The sequence below is a fragment of the Oceanicola sp. 502str15 genome (assembly GCF_024105635.1).
Lineage (GTDB): Bacteria > Pseudomonadota > Alphaproteobacteria > Rhodobacterales > Rhodobacteraceae > Vannielia.
Genome location: NZ_WYDQ01000001.1, coordinates 2,561,843 through 2,582,849, shown reverse-complemented (window position 1 = coordinate 2,582,849; position 21,007 = coordinate 2,561,843). Strand labels below are relative to the sequence as shown.

Below are 21,007 nucleotides of genomic sequence, written 5' to 3'. Positions count from 1 at the left end.
CACCGACAGGCCACTTTCGCCCATATATCAACCGCATCAGCCAGGAGATCCGCCCATGCGCGCCCGCATCTATCAGCCCGCCAAAACGGCCATGCAGTCCGGCACTGCCAAAACCCACGGCTGGGTGCTCGATTATGCCCCCGCCGAGAGCCGCGAGCTGGATCCGCTGATGGGCTGGACCGGGTCGGGCGATACCCAGGCGCAGGTGCGGCTGCGGTTTTCGACCCGCGAGGAGGCGCTCGACTATGCCAAGGAGCATGGCATCGAGGCCGTCGTGACCGAGCCGCAGAAGCGCAAGGTCAACATCCGCCCCGGCGGCTACGGCGAAAACTTCGCCACCGCCCGCCGCGAGCCCTGGTCACACTGAGCCGAAACGCTCGCGCGTGCGGTTGGCGAAGCTGACCAGCGAGAGCATCACCGGCACCTCCACCAGCACGCCCACAACCGTCGCCAGCGCCGCGCCCGAGTTGAGTCCGAAGAGCGAGATCGCCACCGCCACCGCGAGCTCGAAAAAGTTCGAGGTGCCGATGAGCGCGCAGGGTGCCGCAATCCGGTGCGGCACCTTCAGGGCAAAGGCGGCGGCATAGGCCAGCGCGAAGATCCCGTAACTTTGCAGGATGATCGGCACCGCGATGAGCGCAATCACCTGCGGGCGGTCAAGGATGGTGGAGCCTTGTAGGGCAAACAGGATCGCCACCGTCGCAATCAGCCCGATCACGCTCCACGGCTTCACCCGGCTCTGAAACCCCGCAATCCGCTCCGCCGTGGCGAGCCGCTTGCGGGTCAGCACCCCGGCCACCAGCGGCAGCAGCACGAAAAGCAGCACCGAAAGCAGCAGCGTCTCCCATGGCACCTCGATGTCGGTCACGCCGAGCAGGAAGGCGACGATGGGCGCGAAGGCAAAGACCATCACCACGTCGTTCACGCTCACCTGCAACAGCGTGTAATTCTCGTCGCCCTTGGTGAGCTGCGACCAGACAAACACCATCGCCGTGCAGGGCGCCGCCCCCAGCAGGATCAGCCCGGCGGTGTATTGCGTGGCGTCCTCGGGCGCGATCCATGGCGCGAAGACATGTTCGAAGAACAGCACCGCCAGCAGCGCCATGCTGAACGGTTTGATCAGCCAGTTCACCACCAGCGTGATCGCCAGCCCCTTGGGCTGCTTCACCGCCGACTTCAGCGCCGCCGGGTCCACGCCCACCATCATCGGATAGACCATCGCCCAGATCAGCACCGCCACCACGAGGTTGACCCGCGCCACCTCCGCCGCCGCCACGAGGCTCACCAGCGCAGGCAGCGCCGCACCGATCAGGATGCCGCCCAGCATGGCCAGCGCCACCCAGAGGGTCAGGTATCGCTCGAACACGTTCATGCAGCCACGGCCTCCGCCTCGAGCCGACCAGAGAGCAGCGCCGCAAGCGCCACCATCACTGCCGCCGTGCCCAGCACAAGGGCCAGACCGCCGATCTGGTAGGTGAGCCCCGACAGCACGGTGCCCAGCAGCCGCCCGCCCGCGTTGGCCATGTAGTAGAAGCCCACATCCATCGTCACCCGCTCCGACTTGGTGAAAGCGAGGATCAGGTAGCTGTGGAGCGAGGAGTTCACCGCGAAGAGCGCGCCAAAGGCCAGCAGCCCCGCCACCAGCGTCGCCGTCAGCCAGGGCTGCGGCTCTGGCGCGGCCATCACGGCGGCTGTGAGCGCAGCAGGCACCACGAACAGCGCCCCGGCCCAGCTTCGCGCCGCCCGCACCAGCTCGCCCTCATCGCGCGAGGCCGCGCGCAGCAGCTTCGGCGCCGCGGCCTGCACCGCCCCGTAGAGGATCACCCAAACCGCCATGAACGTCCCGATCATGAAAAACGCCGCCCGGTTGCCCTCTTCCGTCCCGTCCGAAAGCACCGCGTAGAAATAGATCGGAATGCCCACCACAAACCACACGTCCCGCGCCCCGAACAGGAACACGCGCGCGGCGGACAGCCAGTTCACATTGGCCGATTTCGAGAAGACCTCCGAAAATTTCGCCCCCTTGCGCCCCGTGGGCAGGCCGGAGGGCATCAGCACCACGATCGCCGCCAGGATCACCGCCAGCACCAGGGCCATCGCCAGCACCGCGCCGGTAAAGCCGACCAGCGCAAGCAGCGCCGCGCCGAGCAAGAAGCCAACACCCTTCACCGCGTTCTTCGAGCCGGTCAGCACTGCCACCCAGCGAAACAACCCGCCCTTCTCCGAAGGCGCCAGCAGCTTCACCGCAGACTTCGAAGACATCTTCGCCAGGTCCTTCGCCACCCCGCTCGCCCCCTGCACGCACATCACGAAGGCGACCGAGGCCCCCACCGCCCAACCCGGGTCCAGCAGCGTCAGCGCCAGCAGCGCCACCACCTGCAAGCCGAGGCCCGCATAGAGCGTCGCCACCAGCCCGAAGCGCGCGGCGATCCACCCGGCGGAAAGGTTCGTCACCATCCCGGCGATCTCGTAGAGCACGAACAGATAGGCCAACTGCACCGGCGAAAAGCCCAGCGTGTGAAAGTGCAGCAGCACCAGCATCCGCAACGCCCCGTCGGTCAGCATGAAGGCCCAATAGGCCGCCGTGACGGCGATATAGGCCGAAAGCCCCTCGGGTCTGCTCACAAGGCGGCTCCCACCATCAGGGCCACGTCCACCAGCCGGTGCGCATATCCCATCTCGTTGTCATACCACGCATAAATCTTCACCTGCGTGCCGTTCACCACCATCGTGGAGGGCGCATCGACAATGCTGGAGCGGGGGTCATTGGTGTAATCGGCCGAAACCAGCGGCCGGGTCTCATAGCCCAGAATGCCCTTCAGCTCGCCCTCGGCGGCCTTGGCAAACAACGCGTTCACCTCCTCCACCGTGGTCTCGCGCTCCACCTCGAAAACGCAATCCGTCAGCGAGGCGTTCAGCAGGGGCACCCGCACCGCATGGCCGTTCAGCCTGCCCGTCAGCTCGGGGTAGATCAGCGTGATCGCCGTGGCGCTGCCGGTGGTCGTCGGGATCAGCGAGTTCAGCGCCGAACGGGCACGGCGCAAGTCCTTGGCAGGGCGGTCCACGATGGTTTGCGTGTTGGTCACGTCATGGATCGTGGTGATCGAGCCGTGTTTGATCCCGAGGCCCTCGTGAATCACCTTCACCACCGGGGCAAGGCAATTGGTGGTGCAGGAGGCGGCGGTGACGATGTGATGCGCCGCCGCGTCGTAGCTCGCGTCATTGACGCCAATCACGATGTTCGCCGTCGGCCCGTCCTTCACCGGGGCCGACACCACTATCTTCTTGACCCCGGCGGCAAAGTAGGGCGCCAGCTTGGCCTCGCTCTTGAAGACCCCGGTGCAGTCGATCACCACGTCGACGCCCTCAAGCGGCAGTTCGCCAAGGTCGCGGGTGCCGATGAAGGGCAGGCGCACCCCGTCGATGGTCACGCTCTCGCCGTCGCTCGCAAATTCCGCATCCCAGCGCCCGTGCACCGTGTCGAACTCCAGCAGATGCGCGTGCATCTCCGCATCGCCGACCGCGTCGTTGATCCAGGCAATCTTCGCGCCCTTCTCCAGCAGCGGCTTGAGCGCCAGTTTCCCCATCCGTCCAAGGCCATTCAAAGCGTAGGTGGTCATCCGGCGTGGTCCTCCTTCTCGCGGCCGATCTCGTCGACAGCCGATTGCAGCGCGATCCGGTCGAGCGTGGCCAGCGGCAGGGCGGTGAAGGCGGTGATCCGGTGCTTCAGCGCGCCATAGGCCTGCTGAAACGCCAGTGCTTTCTCGGCCTCGGTGCCCTCTGCCTTCACCGGGTCTTCCATGCCCCAATGGCCGGATATCGGCTGGCCCTCCCACGCAGGGCATTCCTCGTTGGCGGCCTGGTTGCAGACGGTAAAAACGAAATCGAGCGCAGGGGCATCCGGCCCGGTGAACTCGTCCACGTTCTTCGCCCGCAGGGCCGAAACATCGTGCCCCTTCTCCTTCAGCAGCTTCACCGCAAAGGGATTCAGCTCCGATTGCGGGCGGGTGCCTGCGGAAAACACGTTGAACCGCCCGCCCGCTGCATCGCGCAGCAAGGTCTCGGCAAAGATCGAACGGGCGGAATTGCCGGTGCAGATGAACAATACATTGTATGTGCGGTCCGTCATCGGAGTTGGTCCTTCAGTGAGGAGGTCGGGGAGGGGCGCGCACAGCTCCGGGCGGCCCCGGCAGCAGTCAAGCAGGAGATATTCGAAGGTCTGTCGTACGCCTGCCATATCAATCGCATAGAGCAGCGATGTGCCCGCCCGACGCTGGGTGACAAGGCCCACGCCGTGCAGCGCCGAAAGATAGGCGCTCAGCGTGCTGGCCTTCAGCCCCAGCGCCTCCGCGATCTCCCCGGCTGGCAGGCTGTCGGGGTAGCGGCGCATAAGCAGCCGGAACAGGGCCAGCCGCTGGGGGTGGCCAAGGGTCGTCAGGCGGTCGGGAATCACTGTTTCCATATTTCACGAATATGCGAAATACTGCGTGACCCCAAGTGAAACTTTCATGACACCCATGCCCGCCCCGCGTTGACCGGCCCCCGCCTGCGGGCTACCACGGCGCAAGCGGTCCCATAGCTCAACTGGATAGAGCAGCTGACTTCTAATCAGCAGGTTGAGGGTTCGAGTCCTTCTGGGATCGCCAGGCTAGCCCTTGAGGCGGGCGACCACGCCGTCGGCCCAGCGGTCTGCCGCCGCGCCAAAGCAGTCGTGGATCGAATCCACCGCAACCACGCTGCCCGCCGCCATCCGCCCCAGCACCGCCAGGCCATCGGCCGGGCGGCCGTCCACCAGCAGCGCCAGCGCTTTGGGGGAGGTTGCGGCGCCGAGCCCCTCGGCCACCGGGTGCAGCCAGCCCGTGTCGCGCAGCCGGGCCAGCGCGGGGTCCGTCACCGGGGCGAGGGCAGGGGAGGGCAGCACCGCATCCACCATCGCCCCGGCCTTCAACGCGCCGCCATCACCGTCCAGCACCCAGCCCTCCGGCACCAGCCGGATATCGGGGTCATCCACGGCGCGCATGTCGACCAGCCCGGCGCGGATCAGCGCCAGAAGCTCCTCGGCCGAGCGCAGCGGCGGACCGTAGGAAAACCGCTTCAACCCGTCATCGAAATGCAGCAGCGCGGCGGCTGTCTCGGGGGCCGTCCGCGCCGGGTTGAACCCCTGCCGCAGCTCGTTCTGCCACTTCCGCCAGACCTGCCCCAGCGCATAGCCCACATCCGCAGCCCCGCCCCGCGCCATCTCCATATGCGCTTCCAGCGCCTCGGTCGCCTCGCGGGTTTCCTGGCTGCCGGGGCTGTCGCGCTCTGCCGCCAGCCAGGCCTCGACTTGCGATTTCCCCGCACCCGTCAGCCGCACTCCGGGCGCCACCAGCGCCGCGCAAACCCGCTCCAGCGCCGCCGCCGCAGGCAGGGCCACGGCCTCGGCCAGCGCCGCCACGAAGGCACGGGTTTCGCCGGGCTCCGGGTCAAACCCGGCATCCACCTTGGCCGTGGCAGGCTTGGGCGCCGGGGCCTGCCCGTCGAGCGAGAAGGGCAGGATCTTCGCAGGCTCCCGCCCCGAGGGCAGATACCCCCCCTCCTCGAACCGCCCGCCCAGCCCCAGCGTCAGCAACCGCAGCACATCGAGGGTCGAAAGCCCCAGTCCGCGCACCCCCACAACCTTGCCGGCCCAGCCCTCCGCCGCCTTCAGCAGGGCGGTCCCGGGGTAGGCAGGCTGCAACGGCAGCCCATGGGCGCGGGCGTGCTCCTGCCAGCGCTCAAGCTGCGGGTCCGGCTCCGATTGCGGCTGGCCCTGGGTCGTCAGCACCTCGTCGAACGGCCCGTGGCGGCCCTCGGCCTCCAGCCACCAGCCATCCTCCTCCCGCGCAATCCGGCTCACCCGCACCGCATGCATCACCGGGGCCAGCGCGGCCTCCAGCGCCTCGAAGCGGGCCGCAAAGTACCTCCCGAGGTCGGAGCGCGGCGGAAACCGCTCCCCATCCGTCTCCCCCAGCCAGTCGGCAAACCGCCCCACCGCACCGGGCGCAATGTCCACCGCCCGCACCGGCAGGTTCAGCAGGCACAGATCGCTCTCGTCCGGCGAAAAGTTCGGGCCCGCGCCGCAGGGCCGCACCGGGTCGAAGATTTCCACGCGCAGCGCCTCGGGCGCGGCCCGTGCGGCCAGCGCCTCCGCCGCGCCAAGGCCGCGCGGCCCCATGCCGATTATTGCAATCCGGCGCCTGCCGTTTTCATCTGTCATGCCCGATGTTCTCAGCTATCTCGGCCCGTCGCGAAAGCCCTAATCGCAACGCGCCCACCCGGGCGGCGCCCGCCCTCAGCCTTCCTTGCAGAACAGATCGTAAAGCACACCCATCACCCGCGCAGCGCGGTCGTCGGCAAGGCTGTAGAAAATCGCCTTGCCCTCCCGGCGCGGGGTCACCAGCCCCTCCGCCCTCAGCCGCGAAAGCTGTTGCGACACCGCCGCCTGCCGCGCCTTCAGCAGCGTTTCCAGCTCGGTCACGGATTTCTCGCCGCTGGCGAGGTGGCACAGGATCATCAGCCGCCCCTCGTGGCCGATCGCCTTTAAGAACCCCGCCGCCGCCTGCGCATTGGCCACCATCCGGTCCATGTCCTCGGGCGCAAGCCCCGCCTCGGGCACCGCCGCGCGTATCCCGTTCATCCGCCAGCCCCCCGAGGCTCCACCTTCACATCATGTTCCGTCATCATCTGCCCGAGCAGCCCCCAGAAGAAATCCGCGCCCGGGTAGCCCTCGATTCGGGCCAGTTCGGCGCCATCGCGCACCAGCACGAAGGTCGGGGTGAAGGTCAGCGAGCGTGCAAAGGCAATGTCATCGGGCGGCGCGCCGATCTCCACGCGGCGCAGCGGCGCGGCCACGCCCTCCGCCGTCTTGCCGTAGATCGGGCCAATCTCGCGGTCCCATTTCGCACACCAGATGCAGCCCGCCTCTTCCACCATCACAAGGCGCACCTCGGCCCGTGCCGCGAAGGGCAGGGCCGTGAGCAGAAGGAAAAGGAGCGTTGCAAAGCGCAAAGGGGCCGGTCCCGATTGACGTTTCATTCAGCAAACCTAATGTGTTCCCCTGAGTGAAACAAGGGAAGGCGGCCATGCTGCTCGATATCGGCATATGGAGCGCCTTCCTCGGCGGGCTCATCGTGTTCTTCTCGCCCTGCGTGCTGCCGATCGTGCCGTTCTACCTCTCCTACATGGCCGGCGTCTCGGTGGCCGAAATCTCCACCGACGGCACCCTCGCACGTGGCGCACGCCTGCGCCTCATCGGCGCGGCGGTGATGTTCTCGCTCGGGATGATGACAGTCTTTGCCGTGCTCGGGGCAGGAGCCTTCGCCGTCTCCGAGATCTTCCGCCAGCATATCGACATCTTCCGCTACATCGCCGGGGCGGTGGTGCTGGTGATGGGGCTGCACTTTCTCGGCGTCTTCCGCATTCCTCTGCTCGATCGCAGCTTCCAGATGCAGGCGGGCGACACCTCCCGCATGACCCTGTGGTCGAGCTACCTCGTCGGCCTCGCCTTCATGGCGGGCTGGACGCCCTGCGTCGGCGGGGTGCTGACCGGGGTGTTCATGATGGCCTCCACCGACGATACCGCCTGGCGCGGGTTGCTCATGGTCAACGTCTTCGGGGCCGGCATGGTGCTGCCCTTCATCCTCGCCGCCTTCTTCACCGCCCCCTTCATGCAATTCGCCGGCCGCTTCCGAAAGCACCTCGGAAAGATGGAAAAGGTGATGGGCGGTTTGCTCATCCTCTTTGCCGTGCTAATTCTGACAGGAACCGTCAACGCCATTGCCTGGTGGCTGATCGAGGCCTTCCCGGTCTTCACCAGCTAGCCACGGGAGACACCCATGCGCCGCCTCATCGCCTCTGCCGCCACCGCCCTGCTGCTCGCCGTGCCCTCGTTTGGCCCCGCCATGGCCGAGGCCCCGCTGGGCGATGACGGGCTGCACAAGCCCGAATGGCTGCGCACCACCTTCCTCGATCTGCGCGAAGATCTCGAAGAGGCCCGCGCCGAGGGCAAGCGCTACATCGTCATGGTCGAGCAGCGCGGCTGCATCTACTGCATCAAGATGCACAACGAGGTCTTTCCCGACCCCGAGGTCGAGGCGCTGATCGAAGAGAACTTCTTCGTCGTGCAGATCAACCTCTACGGCAGCATCGACGTGACCGACTTCGACGGCACCACCCTGCCCGAAAGCGAGATGGCCCAGCACTGGGGCACCATGTTCACCCCCACCATGTTCTTTCTGCCCGAAGAGGTGCCCGAGGGCATGACCGCCGCGCAGGCCTCGGTGGCCACCATGCCCGGGGCCTTCGAGCAGGACACCATGGTCGACCTGCTGACATGGGTGCGCGACAAGGGCTACGAGGGCGAAGAGAGCTTTCAGCGCTACCACGGCCGCATGGTCGGCGAGCGCGAAGAGGCCGCCGAAAGCGAGGGCTGAGGCCGCCCGCCGTGCGGATTTGCATGGCAATGGCCCCGGCATATAGGATACACACCCCGGCAGCGGGCATCAGACCCAGCCACCGAAAGGGAGGGAACATGAAGAAAACGCTAGCACTCATGGCCGCAGCCGCCATCGCCGCCAGCTCTGCCGCGCTGGCCGAGGTCGTCGCGCCCACAGAGGTGGCCTTCGATGACTACGGCGCCGTCGAGCAGTCGCTCACCGGCATGCCCGGCGATGTCGAGAAGGGCGCGGCCCTGATGAACAAGGGCGCGGGCAACTGCATTGCCTGCCACCAGATCGCCGCCCTGCCCGAGCTCGCCTTCCAGGGCGGCATCGGCCCGGCGCTCGACGGCGCCGGCAGCCGCTGGACCGAGGCCGAGCTGCGCGGCATCGTCGCCAACGCCAAGAAAACCTTCGATGGCTCGATGATGCCGTCGTTCTACAAGACCGAGGGCTTCACCCGCCTGGGCAACGCCTACACCGGCAAGGCCCACGAGGGCGACGTGGCCCCGCTGCTGACCGCCGAACAGATCGAAGACGCGGTGGCCTTCCTGATGACGCTCAAGGACGAGTGACCCATTTCCACCCCACGGCCCCCGCGAAGTGCACGAACCCGGGGCCGAAAAGGAGGCTCATATGAACCTGACCAGACGTGAAACCCTGCTGATGGGCGCAGGCGCGGCGCTTGCCGCCACCCTGCCCATGCCCGCCATGGCCGATGCCGTGAGCGATGCCATCATGGCCTTCACCGGCGGCGTCGAGCCCACCGAGGGCGGCGTCACCCTGAACGCGCCAGAGATCGCCGAGAACGGCAATACCGTTCCGATCGGCGTCGAGGCCGAGGGCGCCGAGAGCATCATCCTGCTCTCCACCGGCAACCCGCTGCCCGACGTGGCCACCTTCACCTTCGGCCCGCTGGCCGCCAGCCAGTCCGGCTCCACCCGCATCCGCCTCGCCAAGACGCAGGACGTGATCGCGGTGGCCAAGATGTCCGACGGCAGCTTCCACAAGACCAGCGCGCTTATCAAAGTCACCATCGGCGGCTGCGGCGGCTGAGGCACGAAAGAGGAGACGAAACCAATGGCAACCGGCGTCAAACCCCGCGTCAAAGTCCCCGCCAAGGCCTCCGCCGGCGAGGCGATCACCATCAAAACGCTGATCTCGCACCAGATGGAAAGCGGCCAGCGCAAGGATGGCGATGGCAACCCCATCCCGCGCTCGATCATCAACCACTTCACCTGCACCTTCAACGGCGAGACCGTGATCGACGTGCAGATGGAGCCGGCGATCTCGACCAACCCCTACTTCGAGTTCCAGGCCGTGGTACCGGAGTCGGGCACCTTCGAGTTCACCTGGCAGGACGATGACGGCTCGACCTACACCGAAACCAAAGAGATCACCGTCGGCTGAGGCCGCACGCTGACAGGGAGGGACGCGTGAACAAAGCAAGCAAACGCGCAAGCTACACCGCACTCATCGCCGCCGCTTCCGCCTTCGCGCTGGCGGCCCATGCGGAGCCTGACGACAGCAGCCTCGTCATCAACGGCGAGACCGAGATCGTCACCGAAACCGCCGCCCCCGCGCATCTCGATGGGGCGGTCGACACCATCTACTCGGGCTGGCGCTTCCGCACGCCTGAGACCCAGGCGCTCGAAATGGACGATTTCGACAACCCCGGCATGCTCACCGTGGATGCCGCGATGGATGCCTACTCCACCGCCGAAGGCACCGCCGGCCAGAGCTGCCAGGGCTGCCACGAGGGCATCGAAAGCTTCGCCGGCCTCACCGCCACCATGCCCAAGGTCGATGAAGAGACCGGCAAGCTGGTGTCGATGGAAGATGTCATCAACGAGTGCCGCACCGAGCGCATGGGCGCCGACGCCTGGAAATGGTCGAGCGACGACATGCAGGGCATGGTCGCCCTGCTCGGCCTGCAATCGCGCGGCATGCCGGTGAACGTGGCCATCGACGGGCCCGCCGCCCCCTTCTGGGAGCAGGGCAAGGAGATGTATTACACCCGCTACGGCCAGCTCGAGCTGTCCTGCGCCAATTGCCACGAAGACAACTACGGCAACATGATCCGCGCCGACCACCTGAGCCAGGGGCAGACCAACGGCTTCCCCACCTACCGGCTCAAGCAGGCCAAGCTGATCTCCAAGCACAACCGCTTCCGGGGCTGCATCCGCGACACCCGCGCCGAGACCTTCGCCGAAGGCTCCGACGAGTTCCGCGCGCTCGAGCTCTACGTTGCCTCCCGCGGCAACGGCCTCTCGGTCGAAACCCCGGCCGTGCGCCAGTAACAGAACACGCCTGCGCCGGTTCCTCCGGCGCGGGCTTCCCCTTCCAGCGGCAGTGGCCGGGACGCAGCTGCCCGAGCAACAGGACACGCCCGCATGATCTCCCGCCGCGATTTTCTCCAGGTCGGCATGGCCGCCTCCGCCCTCTACGGCGCATCCGGCTTCGGCAACTGGTCCCGCCTCGCCGCCCAGCAGGCCCTGACCCAGGATCAGCTTCTCGCCGCCGAGAACTTCGGCAACGTCTCCCTGATCCACGTCACCGACATCCACGCCCAGCTCAAGCCGATCTGGTATCGCGAGCCCTCGGTCAACATCGGCGTCGGTCCCGGCAAGGGCCAGCCGCCCCATATCACCGGCGCCGAGTTCCGCCGCGCCTACGGCATCGCCGATGGCTCCCCCGCCCATTACGCCCTCACCTCCGGCGATTTCGCCGCCCTGGCCGCCGAATACGGCCGCGTCGGCGGGCTCGACCGCATCGCCACCGTCATCAACGCCATCCGCGCCGACCGCCCCGACGCGCTCCTGCTCGATGGCGGCGACACCTGGCACGGCTCCTACACCTGCCTGCAAACGAACGGGCAGGACATGGTCGATGCGATGAACGCGCTGAAACCCGATGCGATGACGTTCCACTGGGAGTTCACCCTCGGCTCCGAGCGCGTTCAACAGATCGTCGAGGGCCTGCCCTTCGCCGCGCTGGGCCAGAACATCTTCGATGCCGAGTGGGACGAGCCCGCCGAGCTGTTCAAACCCTACCAGATGTTCGAGCGCGGCGGCGTTCAGGTGGCCGTCATCGGCCAGGCCTTCCCCTACATGCCCATCGCCAACCCCGGCTGGATGTTCCCCGAATACAGCTTCGGCATCCGCGACGAGCATATGGCCGCCATGGTCGAAGAGGTCCGCGCCGCCGGGGCCGAGCTGGTCGTCTGCCTCTCCCACAATGGCTTCGACGTCGACAAGAAGATGGCCGCCGTGGTGCCGGGGATCGACGTGATCCTCTCCGGCCACACCCACGACGCGCTCCCCGAACCCGTGGTGGTGGGCGACACCATCATCATCGCCTCCGGCTCCCACGGCAAGTTCGTCTCCCGGGTCGATCTCGACGTGCGCGAGGGCCGGATGATGGGCTTCCGCCACAAGCTCATCCCGATCTTCTCCGATGTCATCGCGCCCGACCCGGAGATGGCCGCGCTGATTGACCAGACCCGCGCGCCCTACGAGGCCGAGCTCTCCGAGGTCATCGGCACCACCGACGCCACCCTCTACCGCCGCGGCAACTTCAACGGCACATGGGATGACGTCATCTGCGACGCCCTCCTGTCCCAGCGCGATGCGCAAATCGCCCTGTCGCCCGGCGTCCGCTGGGGCGCCTCAATGGTGCCGGGGCAGGAGATCACCCGCGAAGACATCTTCAACGTCACCGCCATGACCTACCCCGAGGCCTACCGCACCGAAATGACGGGCGAGTTTCTCAAGGTCGTGCTCGAGGACGTGGCCGACAACATCTTCAACCCCGACCCCTTCTACCAGCAGGGCGGCGACATGGTGCGCACCGGCGGCCTCTCCTACACCATCGACATCGCCAAGCCCCAGGGCCAGCGCATCTCCAACCTCGCCCTGCTCTCCGGCGAGGCCATCGACCCGGCCAGGAGCTACACCGTCGCCGGCTGGGCCTCGGTCAACGAGGGCACCGAGGGCCCGCCCGTCTGGGAGGTGGTCGAGGCCCACATCCGCGCGCTCGGCACCCTCTCGCCCGGCGAAAACACATCCGTCACGGTGATCGAATGAAACCTCTCGGCCTTGCCTTGACCCTCACCCTGCTCGCCGCCCCCGCGCTGGCCGAGCCGCCCATCACCTACCCCTATGAAGGCAGCTTTGCTGACGCCACCTTCGCCGTCGAGAATGCCATCATCGGGCAGGGCCTCGTCGTCGATCACACCTCCCACGTGGGCGAAATGCTCGCCCGCACCGGCTCCGATCTCGGCGCCACCAAGGAGATCTTCGAGGCCGCCGACGTCTTCCTTTTCTGCTCCGCCACCCTCTCCCGCGAGGTGATGGAGGCCGACCCCCTCAACATCCAGCACTGCCCCTACGCCATCTTCGTCACCCAGATCGACGGAAAGGTGCAAATCGGCCACCGCGACTACCCCGAAGGCCCGATGGAGGCCGTCGAACAACTGCTCAAAACCATCGCCACCGAAGCCACCGCCTTCTAGCGGCCCATACCGCACCCGAACCGGGGGAGATCGCCGCCCCCCGTTCTTCATCTTGGTCCAAATATCTCCGGGGGTGTGGGGGCAGCGCCCCCACTGCGCCGTCACCGCTGGACGCCCCCCGCCATCCCGCTACCATCCCCCCATGCGCCGCACCCTCAAAACCCTCGCCCTCCTCCTCCTCGCCCTGCCGCTGCTGGCCTGCGCCCTGCACGTCGCGCACTCCGGCTCCGCCCCCGTCCCGCCCCATCCCAAGGGAACCCTCCGCGTCGCCAGCTACAACACCCATTACATCGTGCTGAACCAGCCCGAGGGCGCATGGTCCGTTGCCGACTGGGACCGCCGCAAGGCCCCCATGGCCGAGGCCCTGCGCGCCATCGACGCCGACATCATCGCCTTCCAGGAAATGGAAAGCTTCCAGCGCGGCGATGACGGCTCCACCAACCTCACCCGCGACTACCTCCTCGCCGAACTCCCCGCCTACCGAGCCGCCGCCGCCGGCCCCTGGCGCACCTTCCCCGCCACCCAACCCATCTTCTACCGCGCCTCCCGCCTGCGCCCCGTCGACGAAGGATGGTTCTTCTTCTCCAAAACCCCCGACACCATCTACTCCCGCACCTTCAACGGCTCCTGGCCCGCCTTCGCCTCCTGGGCCGAGTTCGAAACCTCCCAAGGCAAGCGCCTCCGCGTGGTCAACGTCCACTTCGAATACAAGTCCCGCTCCAACCGCCGCCTCTCCGCCGCCCTCACCCGAGACCGCCTCGCCCCCGTCATCGCCGCCGGAACGCCCACCATCCTGCTCGGAGACCTCAACGCCATGCACGGCGCCGCAACCCTGCGCATCCTCGAAGAGGCCGGCCTCACCTTCGCCCCCACCCGCGGCGCGACCTACCACATGAACGCCGGCATCAACCTCCTCGGCGCGATCGACCACGTCGCCGCCAGCACAGGCATCACCGTTACCAAGCCCTTGGTTCTGCGTGAAAAGTTCAACGGCGAATGGCCCTCCGACCATTACCCCGTCTATACCGACATCACCCTGCCGTAGGGCGGGACTTGTCCCGCCGCCCTCAAGCCCGATAGCGCGCCACGAAGTTCCGCAAAATCTTCTCCGGCTCCGTCACTTCCGCCGCGCGGCACATCGCAATCAACCCGTCGGCCTCCTCGGGCGCGAAATACCCCTTGTTCCGATAAACCCTGATCCGCGTTTCAAACCCCGCCGCATCCGCCTCGGGGTGAAACTGGGTGGCGTACACATTCGCCCCATGGCGCACCATCTGAAACGGGCAGGGCCCGCTCTCCACAAGTTGCACGCAGCCCTCCGGCAGCGCCTCCATCGCCTCCTTGTGGCCGACGAAGGCATCAAATCTCTCGGCCACCCCCTCCAGCAGCGGGTCATCCGCCACCACCCGGCAGGCACTCGTCCCCACCGCCTCGCCAAACCGCCCCTTGCCGACCGCCCCGCCAAGCGCCTTGCCCAAGATCCCGATCCCGTAACAGCAGCCCAGAAACGGAAAATCCCGCGCCACCACTTCCGGCATCAGCCCCAGCACGGCGGCCTCGATCTTCGCCTCCACCGGGCTCTTCTCCTCGGGCGCATCGCTCACGCAGCCCGGACCGCCGCCGACGATCACGCCGGAATAGTCGCCCAGCCGCACCGCGCCCAAATCCTCGCAATCCAGCCGCACCCGGCGCGTGTCGGCCTCGTCCAACCCGCCCTTGGCGAGAATGGCGGCAAACTCGTCGTCGCTGGCCTCGGTCTCGGGCCTGAGCTGCAATACGAGAAACGGTTTCACCGTGGCGCCCCGCCCTCAAAGGCATTCGGCGCGCCGTATTCGCAAGGCCCGTCCTGCATCTCCAGATGCAGGCCCGCGCCCTCCCAAGGATGCGCCCGCGCCAGCGCCTCATCCACCTCGATCCCCAGCCCCGGCCCTTCAGGCGGCACCACATGGCCGCGCTCCACCCGGATCGCCCCCTTCACCAGCGCCCGGTGAAATTCGGTCTCGATGCACTCCACCATCAGCAGGTTCGGAATCGCCACGCCAAGCGCGATATTGGCCGCAAACTCCACCGGCCCGGCATAGAGGTGCGGCGCAACCTGCACGTTGTAGACCTCGGCCATCGCCGCCACCTTCCGCGCCTCGCCAATGCCACCCACGCGCCCCAGCGCAGGCTGCAAGATCGCCGCCGCGCCTGCGCGCAACACCGGCGCAAACTCCGCCTTGGTGGTCAGCCGCTCCCCCGTCGCCACCGGCACCGGCTGCCCGCTGGCCACCTTCGCCATCGCGCCCACATTGTCCGGCGGCACCGGCTCCTCGAACCAGAGCGGATCGGTATGCGCAATCGCCCGCCCCATCCGCAAGGCGCCCGAAACCGAAAACTGCCCATGTGTGCCAAACAACAAATCCGCCCGGTCCCCCACCGCTGCGCGGATCTGCTCGCAAAACGCCACCGAGCGCGAAATGTCCGAGGCCGAAGGCTCATGCCCCCCGCGCACCGTGTAAGGCCCCGCCGGGTCGAATTTCACCGCCGTCCAGCCTTCCTCCACCCGCTTCTGGGCCACCTCCGCCGCCATTTCCGGGCTGTTCCAGAACTCCGGCAGCGCCATGCCTTCCTCGGGATAAAGATAGGTATAGGCCCTGAGCCGCGCATTCGTGCGCCCGCCGATCAGCGCCCAAACCGGCCGCTCCCGCGCCTTGCCGACAATGTCCCAACAGGCCATCTCGAGGCCCGAGAACGCGCCCATCACCGTCAGGTCGGGCCGCTGGGTAAACCCGGCCGAATAGGCCCGCCGAAACATCAGCTCGATGTTCTCCGGGCTCTCCCCCTCCATGTGCCGCGCAAACACATCCGCAATCACGCCCCGCATCGCCTCCGGCCCCACCGAGGCGGCATAAACCTCGCCCCAGCCCACGATCCCGCAGGCGGTGGTGAGCTTCACCAATATCCAGTAGCGCCCGCCCCAACCGGGGGCAGGGGGCGAGGTGACGATGATATCCAAATCGGCAAGTTTCATGGCGCTATCCCATCACGTAGCGGCCCGCGCGTCCACGCCTGCCGCATCCCCTTGCACGGAATCAAGGCGCGTAGGGTGCGCATTCATGGCGCACCTCTTACCCGCCTCAAAACACGATCACATTCCGCCGCGCCCCACCGGCCTTTGTGTCGGCAATCGCCTCGTTGATCTGCTCCAGCGCCCATGTGCCGCTCACCAGCTCGTCCAGCTTCAGCCGACCCTGCCGGTAGAGTTCCACCATCCAAGGAATGTCCCGTTTCAGCACAACCTCGCCCAGCAACGTGCCGTGAATCCGCTGGCCGAGCGCGGCAACGATCACCGGCTCCCAGCTCGCCCGCTCGCCCGAGTGCGGCATCCCCACGGCATAGACCCGGCCCCGCGTGCCGACATAGCGCAGCGCCGTCTCATAGGCCGGCACCGCCCCCACGCTGACAAAGACAGCATCGGCGCCTTTGGGCGCAATCTCGAAAAGGTCGCGCCAGGGTTTCTCGGCGCTGGCCAGAATGCCGTGTGTCGCGCCGAACTCCATCGCCGCGTCCAGCTTCTCGGCGCTCATGTCGATGGCCACGATCTTCGCCGCGCCGCTGATCCGCGCACCCTGAATCGCGTTCAGCCCCACGCCGCCCGCGCCGATCACCACCACCGTCTCGCCGGGGCGCACCTTTGCCGTGTTCACCACTGCTCCAACCCCGGTGATGACCCCGCAGGCCAGAAGGCAGGCCGAGGTGGCCGGAATATCCTCGGGCAGGGGGGCAAGCTGGCTCTGGTCCACCACCACCCGTTCGGCAAAGGCCCCGGTGCTCAGCCCGTGGTTCACCACCGCGCCGTTCTGGCTGATCGGGCTTTGCGCCTGCCGGTCGTATCCCGTTTCGCAGTAAACCGGCGTACCGCTGGCGCAGCAGCCACAGTGCCCGCAGGCCCGCAGCATCGTCACCAGCACCCGCGCGCCTGCGTCCAGCCCCTGCACGCCCGGCCCCGTCGCGGTGACGCGTCCCACCGCCTCATGGCCATAAACCGCCGGAAGCCCGCCGCCCCAGGCGCCCTCGGCAAAGTGGATGTCCGAATGGCAGATCGCCACGGCCTCCAGCGCCACCTCCACCTGTCCTGCGCCGGGGGTGGCAAGCTCGACCTCCTCGATGGTCAGATCGCTCCCGAAGCTGCGGGCCACCGCTGCCCTGATAGTCGTCATACCACTTTCATCCTGCTAAAATGCCCATGCACGGGGTGTGCACAGGAAGTGTACGAGGTGTGACACCCTGCAATTCGGCACTTTCCGGCATTTGCGGGTTGGTTTGCGCCATCGTCATGCAAACCTGCAAGGCTCAGTCGCGCAACCGAAGATGCGCCATGATCTGCCCGTGGTCCGAGGCCAGCTTGTTGTAGGGCGCTTCGGGGTGGGATCCGTCGGTCAGATGGTCGTTGAAGACGCTGAAATATTCCATGCTTCCAATGGCTTGTTCCGCCTCCGGGTGGAAGTGGCGCGACAGCAGGATCTGGTCGATGCTCTCGTAGACGCCGCCGAAAGCCGCCGTGTAAACCATGTCGCGCAGGCTCTTGCGCACAAACAGCTTCTCCGCCGAATGCAGCCGCATCGAGTCGACGCTTTCGGTAATTTGTGCAGCCTCTTCAACGCTGTAGCGGTCACCCTGGTGCTTGGCGTCATGCCGCCGCATCCAGGCATAATTCTTGAACGGCGCCTCCCCGGTGATGATCTCGCTGCTCACCGCGTTCTCACTGTCGTTCAGATCCCCTAACACGATGACAGGATTGCCTTTTTCCAGCTCCGCCACCACCTCGCGCCGCAGCACCCAGGCCTCTGCCACCCGCCTCAGCGCCGCGCGCAGCGACCCCATCGCCCGCCCCACGGCGTCGTAGTCCAAGAGGTTGGCTTCATTGGCAAATTCCGCCCCCTCCGGGGTGATGAACTCGCCCAGCTTGCTCTTCAGGTGGCAGTTGAACACCGTCACCACATGCGAGCCCACCGGCACTTTCACCTTCAGAATAGGCCGCGAAATCCGGCTCAACCGAAAGCTCCCCGCGCTCCCGCCCCCAAGGTCGCGCAGCGGAATTTCCAGTGGAGTATCAAGCTCTTGCACCACCACCGGCGGCTCCGCGAACCCGTTGCGCGAAAGCACCGCCACCCCCGGCCGCCGCTCGCCCGGCCCGCCGTCATTGAGGTTGGGGGCAAAGGCCAGCGTCGCATCGTGATAGGTCTCATAGGCGAGCTTCCGGAAAATTGCCTTTCGATGGTAGGGCTTATCCCGATCCGGCACCGAAACCGCGTTCGAGGCCTCCCCCATCCGGTCCGCCTGCGCCACCACGGCCTGAAGCGCTTCCTCCTCGAAAATCTCTTGAAAACCAACGAGATCGGCATTCAGCGAGGCAATCTGGTCAGCCAGCCAGTTGGCCTTCCACGCGTATTCCTCGGGCGTGTATTTCTCGTAGCGGTAATACTCTTTCTCCGCCCCGATCAGGTTTTTCACGTTGAAACTGGCAACCGTCCAATCCGTCACGCCGAACCCCCGTAAGTCTTTATGGCATCGGTGAAAATCCCGGCATCGACATTGCCGCCGCTTGCCACCACCACAACATCCTCGCCCTTGATTCCGTCGCCCTGAAACAGCGCCGAGGCCAGCGCCACAGCGCCCCCCGGCTCGATCACGATCTTCAGCCGCAGGAAGGCCAGCGCCATCGCCCGCAGCACCTCCTCCTCGCTCACCGCAAAGCCCGGCCCGCAGAGCCGCTGCATGATCGGAAAGGTCAGATCGCCCGGTTGCGGGGTCACGATCGCATCGCAGATCGAGCCGCTAAGGGATTTGTTTCGCTCAATATTCCCAGCCTCAAGAGAGCGCGCCACATCGTCGAACCCCACCGGCTCCGCGGTTCGCACCCGCAGCCCCGGCGCGGCCTGCTCAAGCGCCAGCGCGATCCCGGATGTCAGCCCGCCACCGCCGCAGCAGGTAATCACATCCGCATCGGACACCCCGACCTCAGCCGCCTGACGCGCAATTTCCAGCCCGCAGGTGCCCTGACCGGCAATCACCAGCGGCTCGTCATAGGGGCGGATCAGCGTGAGCCCGCGCGCTTCCGCCAGCTCGGCGCCAATCACTTCCCGGTCGCCCGTTGCGCGGTCATACGGCACCACCTCGGCGCCGTAAGCCTTTGTGTTTGCCACCTTTACCGCCGGCGCATCCGCAGGCATCACGATCACCGCCTCGCGCCCATGGGCCTGGGCTGCCGCCGCGATCCCCTGCGCGTGGTTGCCCGACGAGTAAGCCAGCACGCCGCCCGGCCCCTCCAGCGCCGACACCGCTGACCATCCGCCACGAAACTTGAAGCTCCCGGTCACTTGCAGGCACTCCGCCTTCACCCAGACCCTGCGGCCAGCGATGGCGTCGAGAAACGGCGAGTTCAGCAGCGGAGTGACCCGCGCATGCCCTTCAAGCCGCGCGGCGGCGGCCGCTATCATCTCGTAATTCAACGCATTTTCTCCAGCCATTGGTCCAGCGCCCGCAGCGCCTCCGGCTCGTCGAGAAACGGGATATGCGCCCGGTCCGGCACCTCGGCAAAGACCATATCGGGGTGCATGTCGCGCATCTTGCGCGCGGCTTCCTGCGTCAGCAGGTCGGAGTTGCCGCCTCGGATCAGCGCCAAAGGCAGGCCCTTAAGTTTCTCGAACAGTGGCCAAGCTTCGGGGATTTCGCCCTCGAAGGCGGCCAGAAACGCCTGCCTCAGGGCAGGATCGTAATTAATTCTCAACCCTTCTGATGTTTCATCATAGTGCTTCCGAGCTTCTTCCAGCCAGCGCTCGGGCGGCACGTTAACGAAACCGGGCATCGCGCCCGGGTAGGCGGCGGCCAGCGCCGCATGTGTCTTGGCGGCGGGGTTGCGGCCCACGTAATCGAAGATCCGCTCCAGCCCGTCGCGGTTCAGCGCCGGGCCAACATCGTTGAGGCAGAGCCCCAGCACGCGGTCGCGGTTCAACGCGGCAAGGCCCATGCCGATGAGGCCGCCGCGCGAGGTGCCGAGGATCGCCACCTTGTCGAGCCCGAGGTGATCGAGCAGCTCAAGCTGGTCCTTCGCCTCGACCGGCACCGTGTAGGTCGCCGCGCCCGACCAGCCAGAGCCACCGCGCCCGCGGTAGTCGGGGCAGATCAGGCGGCAACCGGTGAGGTGCGGCGCCACATAGTCGAAGTCGCTGGCGTTGCGGGTCAGCCCCGCAAGGCAGAGCAGCGGCAGGCCCTCGCCCTCGTCACGGTAGTGAATGCGGGTGCCGTCCGTGGCGGTAAAGCTGGGCATCAGAGCCTCCCTGCAAGTTCGGGGATGGTGGTAAGGTCGGAGAGTTCATGCGCCGGGCGCCAGGGCAGGCGGTCCATCGGCAGGCCGGTGCGGTTGACCCACGCCGTCACAAAGCCGTAGCCCGAGGCCGCAGCGGCGTCCCAGCCGTTGGAGGAGACAAAGAGCACCTCGGCGGGCGCAACATCGAGCGCGGTGCCGACCAGATCGTAAACGCGCCGGTCGGGCTTGAAGACGCTCACATCCTCGACCGAGATGACCTCGTCCAGAACCTCCCCGATCCCGGCGGAGGTCACGGCCCCCAGAAGCATCTCTGGAGACCCGTTCGAGAGGATCGCGGTGGCAAAGCCGGTCTCTTTGAGGTTTCCAAGCATTTCAGGCACTTCGGGGTAGGCGGAAAGCTCGAAGTACAGCGCGAGGAGCCGCTCGCGCAGGGCCGGATCGGCCAGCTTCTGCTCGGCCAGCGCATAATCCAGCGCCTCGCCCGTCACCTGCCAGAAATCGGCATGTGCGCCCGTCACCGCCCGCAGCCAGCTGTAGCCGAGTTGCTTCTGCCGCCATGTCTCGGAAAGCGCCTGCCAGCACCCCGCAAGCGCCTCCTGTCCAGGCTCGCCCGCAGCCTCACGGGCGGCGGCGGACACATCGAATAACGTGCCGTAGGCGTCGAATACGCAGGCTTTGATGGCCATGGTGCTCCCCTTTTCGGGGCGAGACTGGCACAGCCCCGTC

General features: G+C 66.8%; 24 protein-coding genes and 1 tRNA gene. 11 read left to right on the top strand and 14 right to left on the bottom strand.

Annotation, left to right across the window (positions count from 1 at the left end; translation table 11 throughout):
* Nucleotides 1–55: 55 nt before the first annotated feature.
* Entirely contained in the window at nt 56–367 is a 312-nt protein-coding gene (locus GTH22_RS12515; protein ID WP_252945558.1) for an ETC complex I subunit, read from the top strand.
* Here the strand turns inward: GTH22_RS12515 and arsB are convergent.
* From arsB to GTH22_RS12495, 4 genes are read right to left on the bottom strand one after another with little or no spacing between them, the layout of a single operon-like run.
* Nucleotides 359–1,372, bottom strand: a complete 1,014-nt coding sequence (gene arsB, locus GTH22_RS12510) for an ACR3 family arsenite efflux transporter (protein ID WP_252945557.1) — start codon at nt 1,370–1,372, stop codon at nt 359–361. The genes GTH22_RS12515 and arsB overlap by 9 nt on opposite strands.
* Entirely contained in the window at nt 1,369–2,625 is a 1,257-nt protein-coding gene (arsJ, locus tag GTH22_RS12505) for an organoarsenical effux MFS transporter ArsJ (protein ID WP_371928350.1), read from the bottom strand. The genes arsB and arsJ overlap by 4 nt, the downstream gene beginning before the upstream one ends.
* Entirely contained in the window at nt 2,622–3,620 is a 999-nt protein-coding gene (locus GTH22_RS12500) for an ArsJ-associated glyceraldehyde-3-phosphate dehydrogenase (RefSeq protein WP_252945556.1), read from the bottom strand. The genes arsJ and GTH22_RS12500 overlap by 4 nt, the downstream gene beginning before the upstream one ends.
* The gene (locus GTH22_RS12495; protein WP_252945555.1) at nt 3,617–4,462 is read right to left on the bottom strand and encodes a helix-turn-helix domain-containing protein; all 846 of its coding nucleotides are present in this window, start codon (nt 4,460–4,462) and stop codon (nt 3,617–3,619) included. Before GTH22_RS12495 ends, GTH22_RS12500 begins: the two co-directional genes overlap by 4 nt.
* 107 nt (nt 4,463–4,569) lie before the next feature.
* On the opposite strand from GTH22_RS12495, the gene GTH22_RS12490 reads away from it, so the two are divergent.
* A tRNA-Arg gene (locus tag GTH22_RS12490) sits at nt 4,570–4,646 on the top strand.
* Nucleotides 4,647–4,648: 2 nt separating this feature from the next.
* Here the strand turns inward: GTH22_RS12490 and GTH22_RS12485 are convergent.
* The 3 genes from GTH22_RS12485 to GTH22_RS12475 all read right to left on the bottom strand — a co-directional run bounded on the left by GTH22_RS12485 (nt 4,649) and on the right by GTH22_RS12475 (nt 7,056).
* Nucleotides 4,649–6,238 (bottom strand): FAD/NAD(P)-binding protein, encoded by a 1,590-nt coding sequence (locus tag GTH22_RS12485; protein ID WP_252945554.1) that lies wholly within the window; start codon nt 6,236–6,238, stop codon nt 4,649–4,651.
* 75 nt (nt 6,239–6,313) lie between these two features.
* Nucleotides 6,314–6,658, bottom strand: a complete 345-nt coding sequence (locus tag GTH22_RS12480; protein ID WP_252945553.1) for a helix-turn-helix transcriptional regulator — start codon at nt 6,656–6,658, stop codon at nt 6,314–6,316.
* A complete protein-coding gene (locus GTH22_RS12475; protein ID WP_252945552.1) occupies nt 6,655–7,056 on the bottom strand; it encodes a hypothetical protein in 402 nt (133 codons plus the stop codon). Before GTH22_RS12475 ends, GTH22_RS12480 begins: the two co-directional genes overlap by 4 nt.
* A gap of 26 nt (nt 7,057–7,082) precedes the next feature.
* Between GTH22_RS12475 and GTH22_RS12470 the strand changes: the two genes are divergently transcribed.
* The 9 genes from GTH22_RS12470 (at nt 7,083) to GTH22_RS12430 (ending at nt 14,014) form a co-directional block, all read left to right on the top strand.
* The gene (locus tag GTH22_RS12470; RefSeq protein WP_252945551.1) at nt 7,083–7,841 is read left to right on the top strand and encodes a cytochrome c biogenesis protein CcdA; all 759 of its coding nucleotides are present in this window, start codon (nt 7,083–7,085) and stop codon (nt 7,839–7,841) included.
* Between the two features lie 15 nt (nt 7,842–7,856).
* Nucleotides 7,857–8,453 carry a thioredoxin family protein gene (locus GTH22_RS12465; RefSeq protein WP_252945550.1) on the top strand — a complete coding sequence of 199 codons (597 nt, stop codon included), beginning with the start codon at nt 7,857–7,859 and terminating at the stop codon, nt 8,451–8,453.
* A 98-nt stretch (nt 8,454–8,551) separates the two neighbouring features.
* The gene (soxX, locus tag GTH22_RS12460) at nt 8,552–9,031 is read left to right on the top strand and encodes a sulfur oxidation c-type cytochrome SoxX (RefSeq protein ID WP_252945549.1); all 480 of its coding nucleotides are present in this window, start codon (nt 8,552–8,554) and stop codon (nt 9,029–9,031) included.
* Between the two features lie 61 nt (nt 9,032–9,092).
* On the top strand, nt 9,093–9,512 hold the full coding sequence (gene soxY, locus GTH22_RS12455; RefSeq protein WP_252945548.1) for a thiosulfate oxidation carrier protein SoxY: 420 nt from the start codon (nt 9,093–9,095) through the stop codon (nt 9,510–9,512).
* A 24-nt stretch (nt 9,513–9,536) separates the two neighbouring features.
* The gene (gene soxZ, locus GTH22_RS12450; protein ID WP_252945547.1) at nt 9,537–9,866 is read left to right on the top strand and encodes a thiosulfate oxidation carrier complex protein SoxZ; all 330 of its coding nucleotides are present in this window, start codon (nt 9,537–9,539) and stop codon (nt 9,864–9,866) included.
* Between the two features lie 26 nt (nt 9,867–9,892).
* Nucleotides 9,893–10,756, top strand: a complete 864-nt coding sequence (soxA, locus tag GTH22_RS12445) for a sulfur oxidation c-type cytochrome SoxA (RefSeq protein WP_252945546.1) — start codon at nt 9,893–9,895, stop codon at nt 10,754–10,756.
* A gap of 93 nt (nt 10,757–10,849) precedes the next feature.
* Nucleotides 10,850–12,541 (top strand): thiosulfohydrolase SoxB, encoded by a 1,692-nt coding sequence (gene soxB, locus GTH22_RS12440; RefSeq protein ID WP_252945545.1) that lies wholly within the window; start codon nt 10,850–10,852, stop codon nt 12,539–12,541.
* A complete protein-coding gene (locus GTH22_RS12435; RefSeq protein WP_252945544.1) occupies nt 12,538–12,969 on the top strand; it encodes a DUF302 domain-containing protein in 432 nt (143 codons plus the stop codon). The genes soxB and GTH22_RS12435 overlap by 4 nt, the downstream gene beginning before the upstream one ends.
* 142 nt (nt 12,970–13,111) lie before the next feature.
* Nucleotides 13,112–14,014, top strand: coding sequence for an endonuclease/exonuclease/phosphatase family protein (locus tag GTH22_RS12430; RefSeq protein WP_252945543.1), 903 nt, complete (start codon nt 13,112–13,114; stop codon nt 14,012–14,014).
* A 22-nt stretch (nt 14,015–14,036) separates the two neighbouring features.
* Here GTH22_RS12430 and GTH22_RS12425 read toward each other — a convergent pair whose 3' ends face one another.
* From GTH22_RS12425 to GTH22_RS12395, 7 genes are all read right to left on the bottom strand, one after another.
* Nucleotides 14,037–14,762, bottom strand: a complete 726-nt coding sequence (locus tag GTH22_RS12425) for a glutamine amidotransferase (protein ID WP_252945542.1) — start codon at nt 14,760–14,762, stop codon at nt 14,037–14,039.
* Nucleotides 14,759–15,982: a mandelate racemase/muconate lactonizing enzyme family protein gene (locus tag GTH22_RS12420; protein WP_252945541.1), complete on the bottom strand. Its 1,224-nt coding sequence runs from the start codon at nt 15,980–15,982 to the stop codon at nt 14,759–14,761. The genes GTH22_RS12425 and GTH22_RS12420 overlap by 4 nt, the downstream gene beginning before the upstream one ends.
* 106 nt (nt 15,983–16,088) lie before the next feature.
* The gene (locus GTH22_RS12415) at nt 16,089–17,171 is read right to left on the bottom strand and encodes an alcohol dehydrogenase catalytic domain-containing protein (RefSeq protein WP_252945540.1); all 1,083 of its coding nucleotides are present in this window, start codon (nt 17,169–17,171) and stop codon (nt 16,089–16,091) included.
* 133 nt (nt 17,172–17,304) lie between these two features.
* Nucleotides 17,305–18,495, bottom strand: coding sequence for an endonuclease/exonuclease/phosphatase family protein (locus tag GTH22_RS12410; protein WP_252945539.1), 1,191 nt, complete (start codon nt 18,493–18,495; stop codon nt 17,305–17,307).
* Nucleotides 18,492–19,481, bottom strand: a complete 990-nt coding sequence (locus GTH22_RS12405; RefSeq protein WP_252945538.1) for a threonine/serine dehydratase — start codon at nt 19,479–19,481, stop codon at nt 18,492–18,494. Before GTH22_RS12405 ends, GTH22_RS12410 begins: the two co-directional genes overlap by 4 nt.
* The gene (locus GTH22_RS12400; RefSeq protein ID WP_371928349.1) at nt 19,460–20,281 is read right to left on the bottom strand and encodes an alpha/beta fold hydrolase; all 822 of its coding nucleotides are present in this window, start codon (nt 20,279–20,281) and stop codon (nt 19,460–19,462) included. Before GTH22_RS12400 ends, GTH22_RS12405 begins: the two co-directional genes overlap by 22 nt.
* Nucleotides 20,281–20,967, bottom strand: coding sequence for a haloacid dehalogenase type II (locus tag GTH22_RS12395; protein WP_252945537.1), 687 nt, complete (start codon nt 20,965–20,967; stop codon nt 20,281–20,283). The genes GTH22_RS12400 and GTH22_RS12395 overlap by 1 nt, the downstream gene beginning before the upstream one ends.
* Nucleotides 20,968–21,007 lie beyond the last annotated feature (40 nt).

Bases quoted from the DNA above. Each gene is read 5' to 3' on its own strand.
- GTH22_RS12515 (WP_252945558.1), top strand. From the start codon at position 56: ATGCGCGCCCGCATCTATCAGCCCGCCAAAACGGCCATGCAGTCCGGC.
- arsB (WP_252945557.1), bottom strand. From the start codon at position 1,372: ATGAACGTGTTCGAGCGATACCTGACCCTCTGGGTGGCGCTGGCCATG.
- GTH22_RS12500 (WP_252945556.1), bottom strand. From the start codon at position 3,620: ATGACCACCTACGCTTTGAATGGCCTTGGACGGATGGGGAAACTGGCG.
- GTH22_RS12495 (WP_252945555.1), bottom strand. From the start codon at position 4,462: ATGGAAACAGTGATTCCCGACCGCCTGACGACCCTTGGCCACCCCCAG.
- GTH22_RS12485 (WP_252945554.1), bottom strand. From the start codon at position 6,238: ATGACAGATGAAAACGGCAGGCGCCGGATTGCAATAATCGGCATGGGG.
- GTH22_RS12480 (WP_252945553.1), bottom strand. From the start codon at position 6,658: ATGAACGGGATACGCGCGGCGGTGCCCGAGGCGGGGCTTGCGCCCGAG.
- GTH22_RS12475 (WP_252945552.1), bottom strand. From the start codon at position 7,056: ATGAAACGTCAATCGGGACCGGCCCCTTTGCGCTTTGCAACGCTCCTT.
- GTH22_RS12465 (WP_252945550.1), top strand. From the start codon at position 7,857: ATGCGCCGCCTCATCGCCTCTGCCGCCACCGCCCTGCTGCTCGCCGTG.
- soxX (WP_252945549.1), top strand. From the start codon at position 8,552: ATGAAGAAAACGCTAGCACTCATGGCCGCAGCCGCCATCGCCGCCAGC.
- soxY (WP_252945548.1), top strand. From the start codon at position 9,093: ATGAACCTGACCAGACGTGAAACCCTGCTGATGGGCGCAGGCGCGGCG.
- soxZ (WP_252945547.1), top strand. From the start codon at position 9,537: ATGGCAACCGGCGTCAAACCCCGCGTCAAAGTCCCCGCCAAGGCCTCC.
- soxB (WP_252945545.1), top strand. From the start codon at position 10,850: ATGATCTCCCGCCGCGATTTTCTCCAGGTCGGCATGGCCGCCTCCGCC.
- GTH22_RS12435 (WP_252945544.1), top strand. From the start codon at position 12,538: ATGAAACCTCTCGGCCTTGCCTTGACCCTCACCCTGCTCGCCGCCCCC.
- GTH22_RS12430 (WP_252945543.1), top strand. From the start codon at position 13,112: ATGCGCCGCACCCTCAAAACCCTCGCCCTCCTCCTCCTCGCCCTGCCG.
- GTH22_RS12420 (WP_252945541.1), bottom strand. From the start codon at position 15,982: ATGAAACTTGCCGATTTGGATATCATCGTCACCTCGCCCCCTGCCCCC.
- GTH22_RS12415 (WP_252945540.1), bottom strand. From the start codon at position 17,171: ATGACGACTATCAGGGCAGCGGTGGCCCGCAGCTTCGGGAGCGATCTG.
- GTH22_RS12405 (WP_252945538.1), bottom strand. From the start codon at position 19,481: ATGGCTGGAGAAAATGCGTTGAATTACGAGATGATAGCGGCCGCCGCC.
- GTH22_RS12400 (WP_371928349.1), bottom strand. From the start codon at position 20,281: ATGCCCAGCTTTACCGCCACGGACGGCACCCGCATTCACTACCGTGAC.
- GTH22_RS12395 (WP_252945537.1), bottom strand. From the start codon at position 20,967: ATGGCCATCAAAGCCTGCGTATTCGACGCCTACGGCACGTTATTCGAT.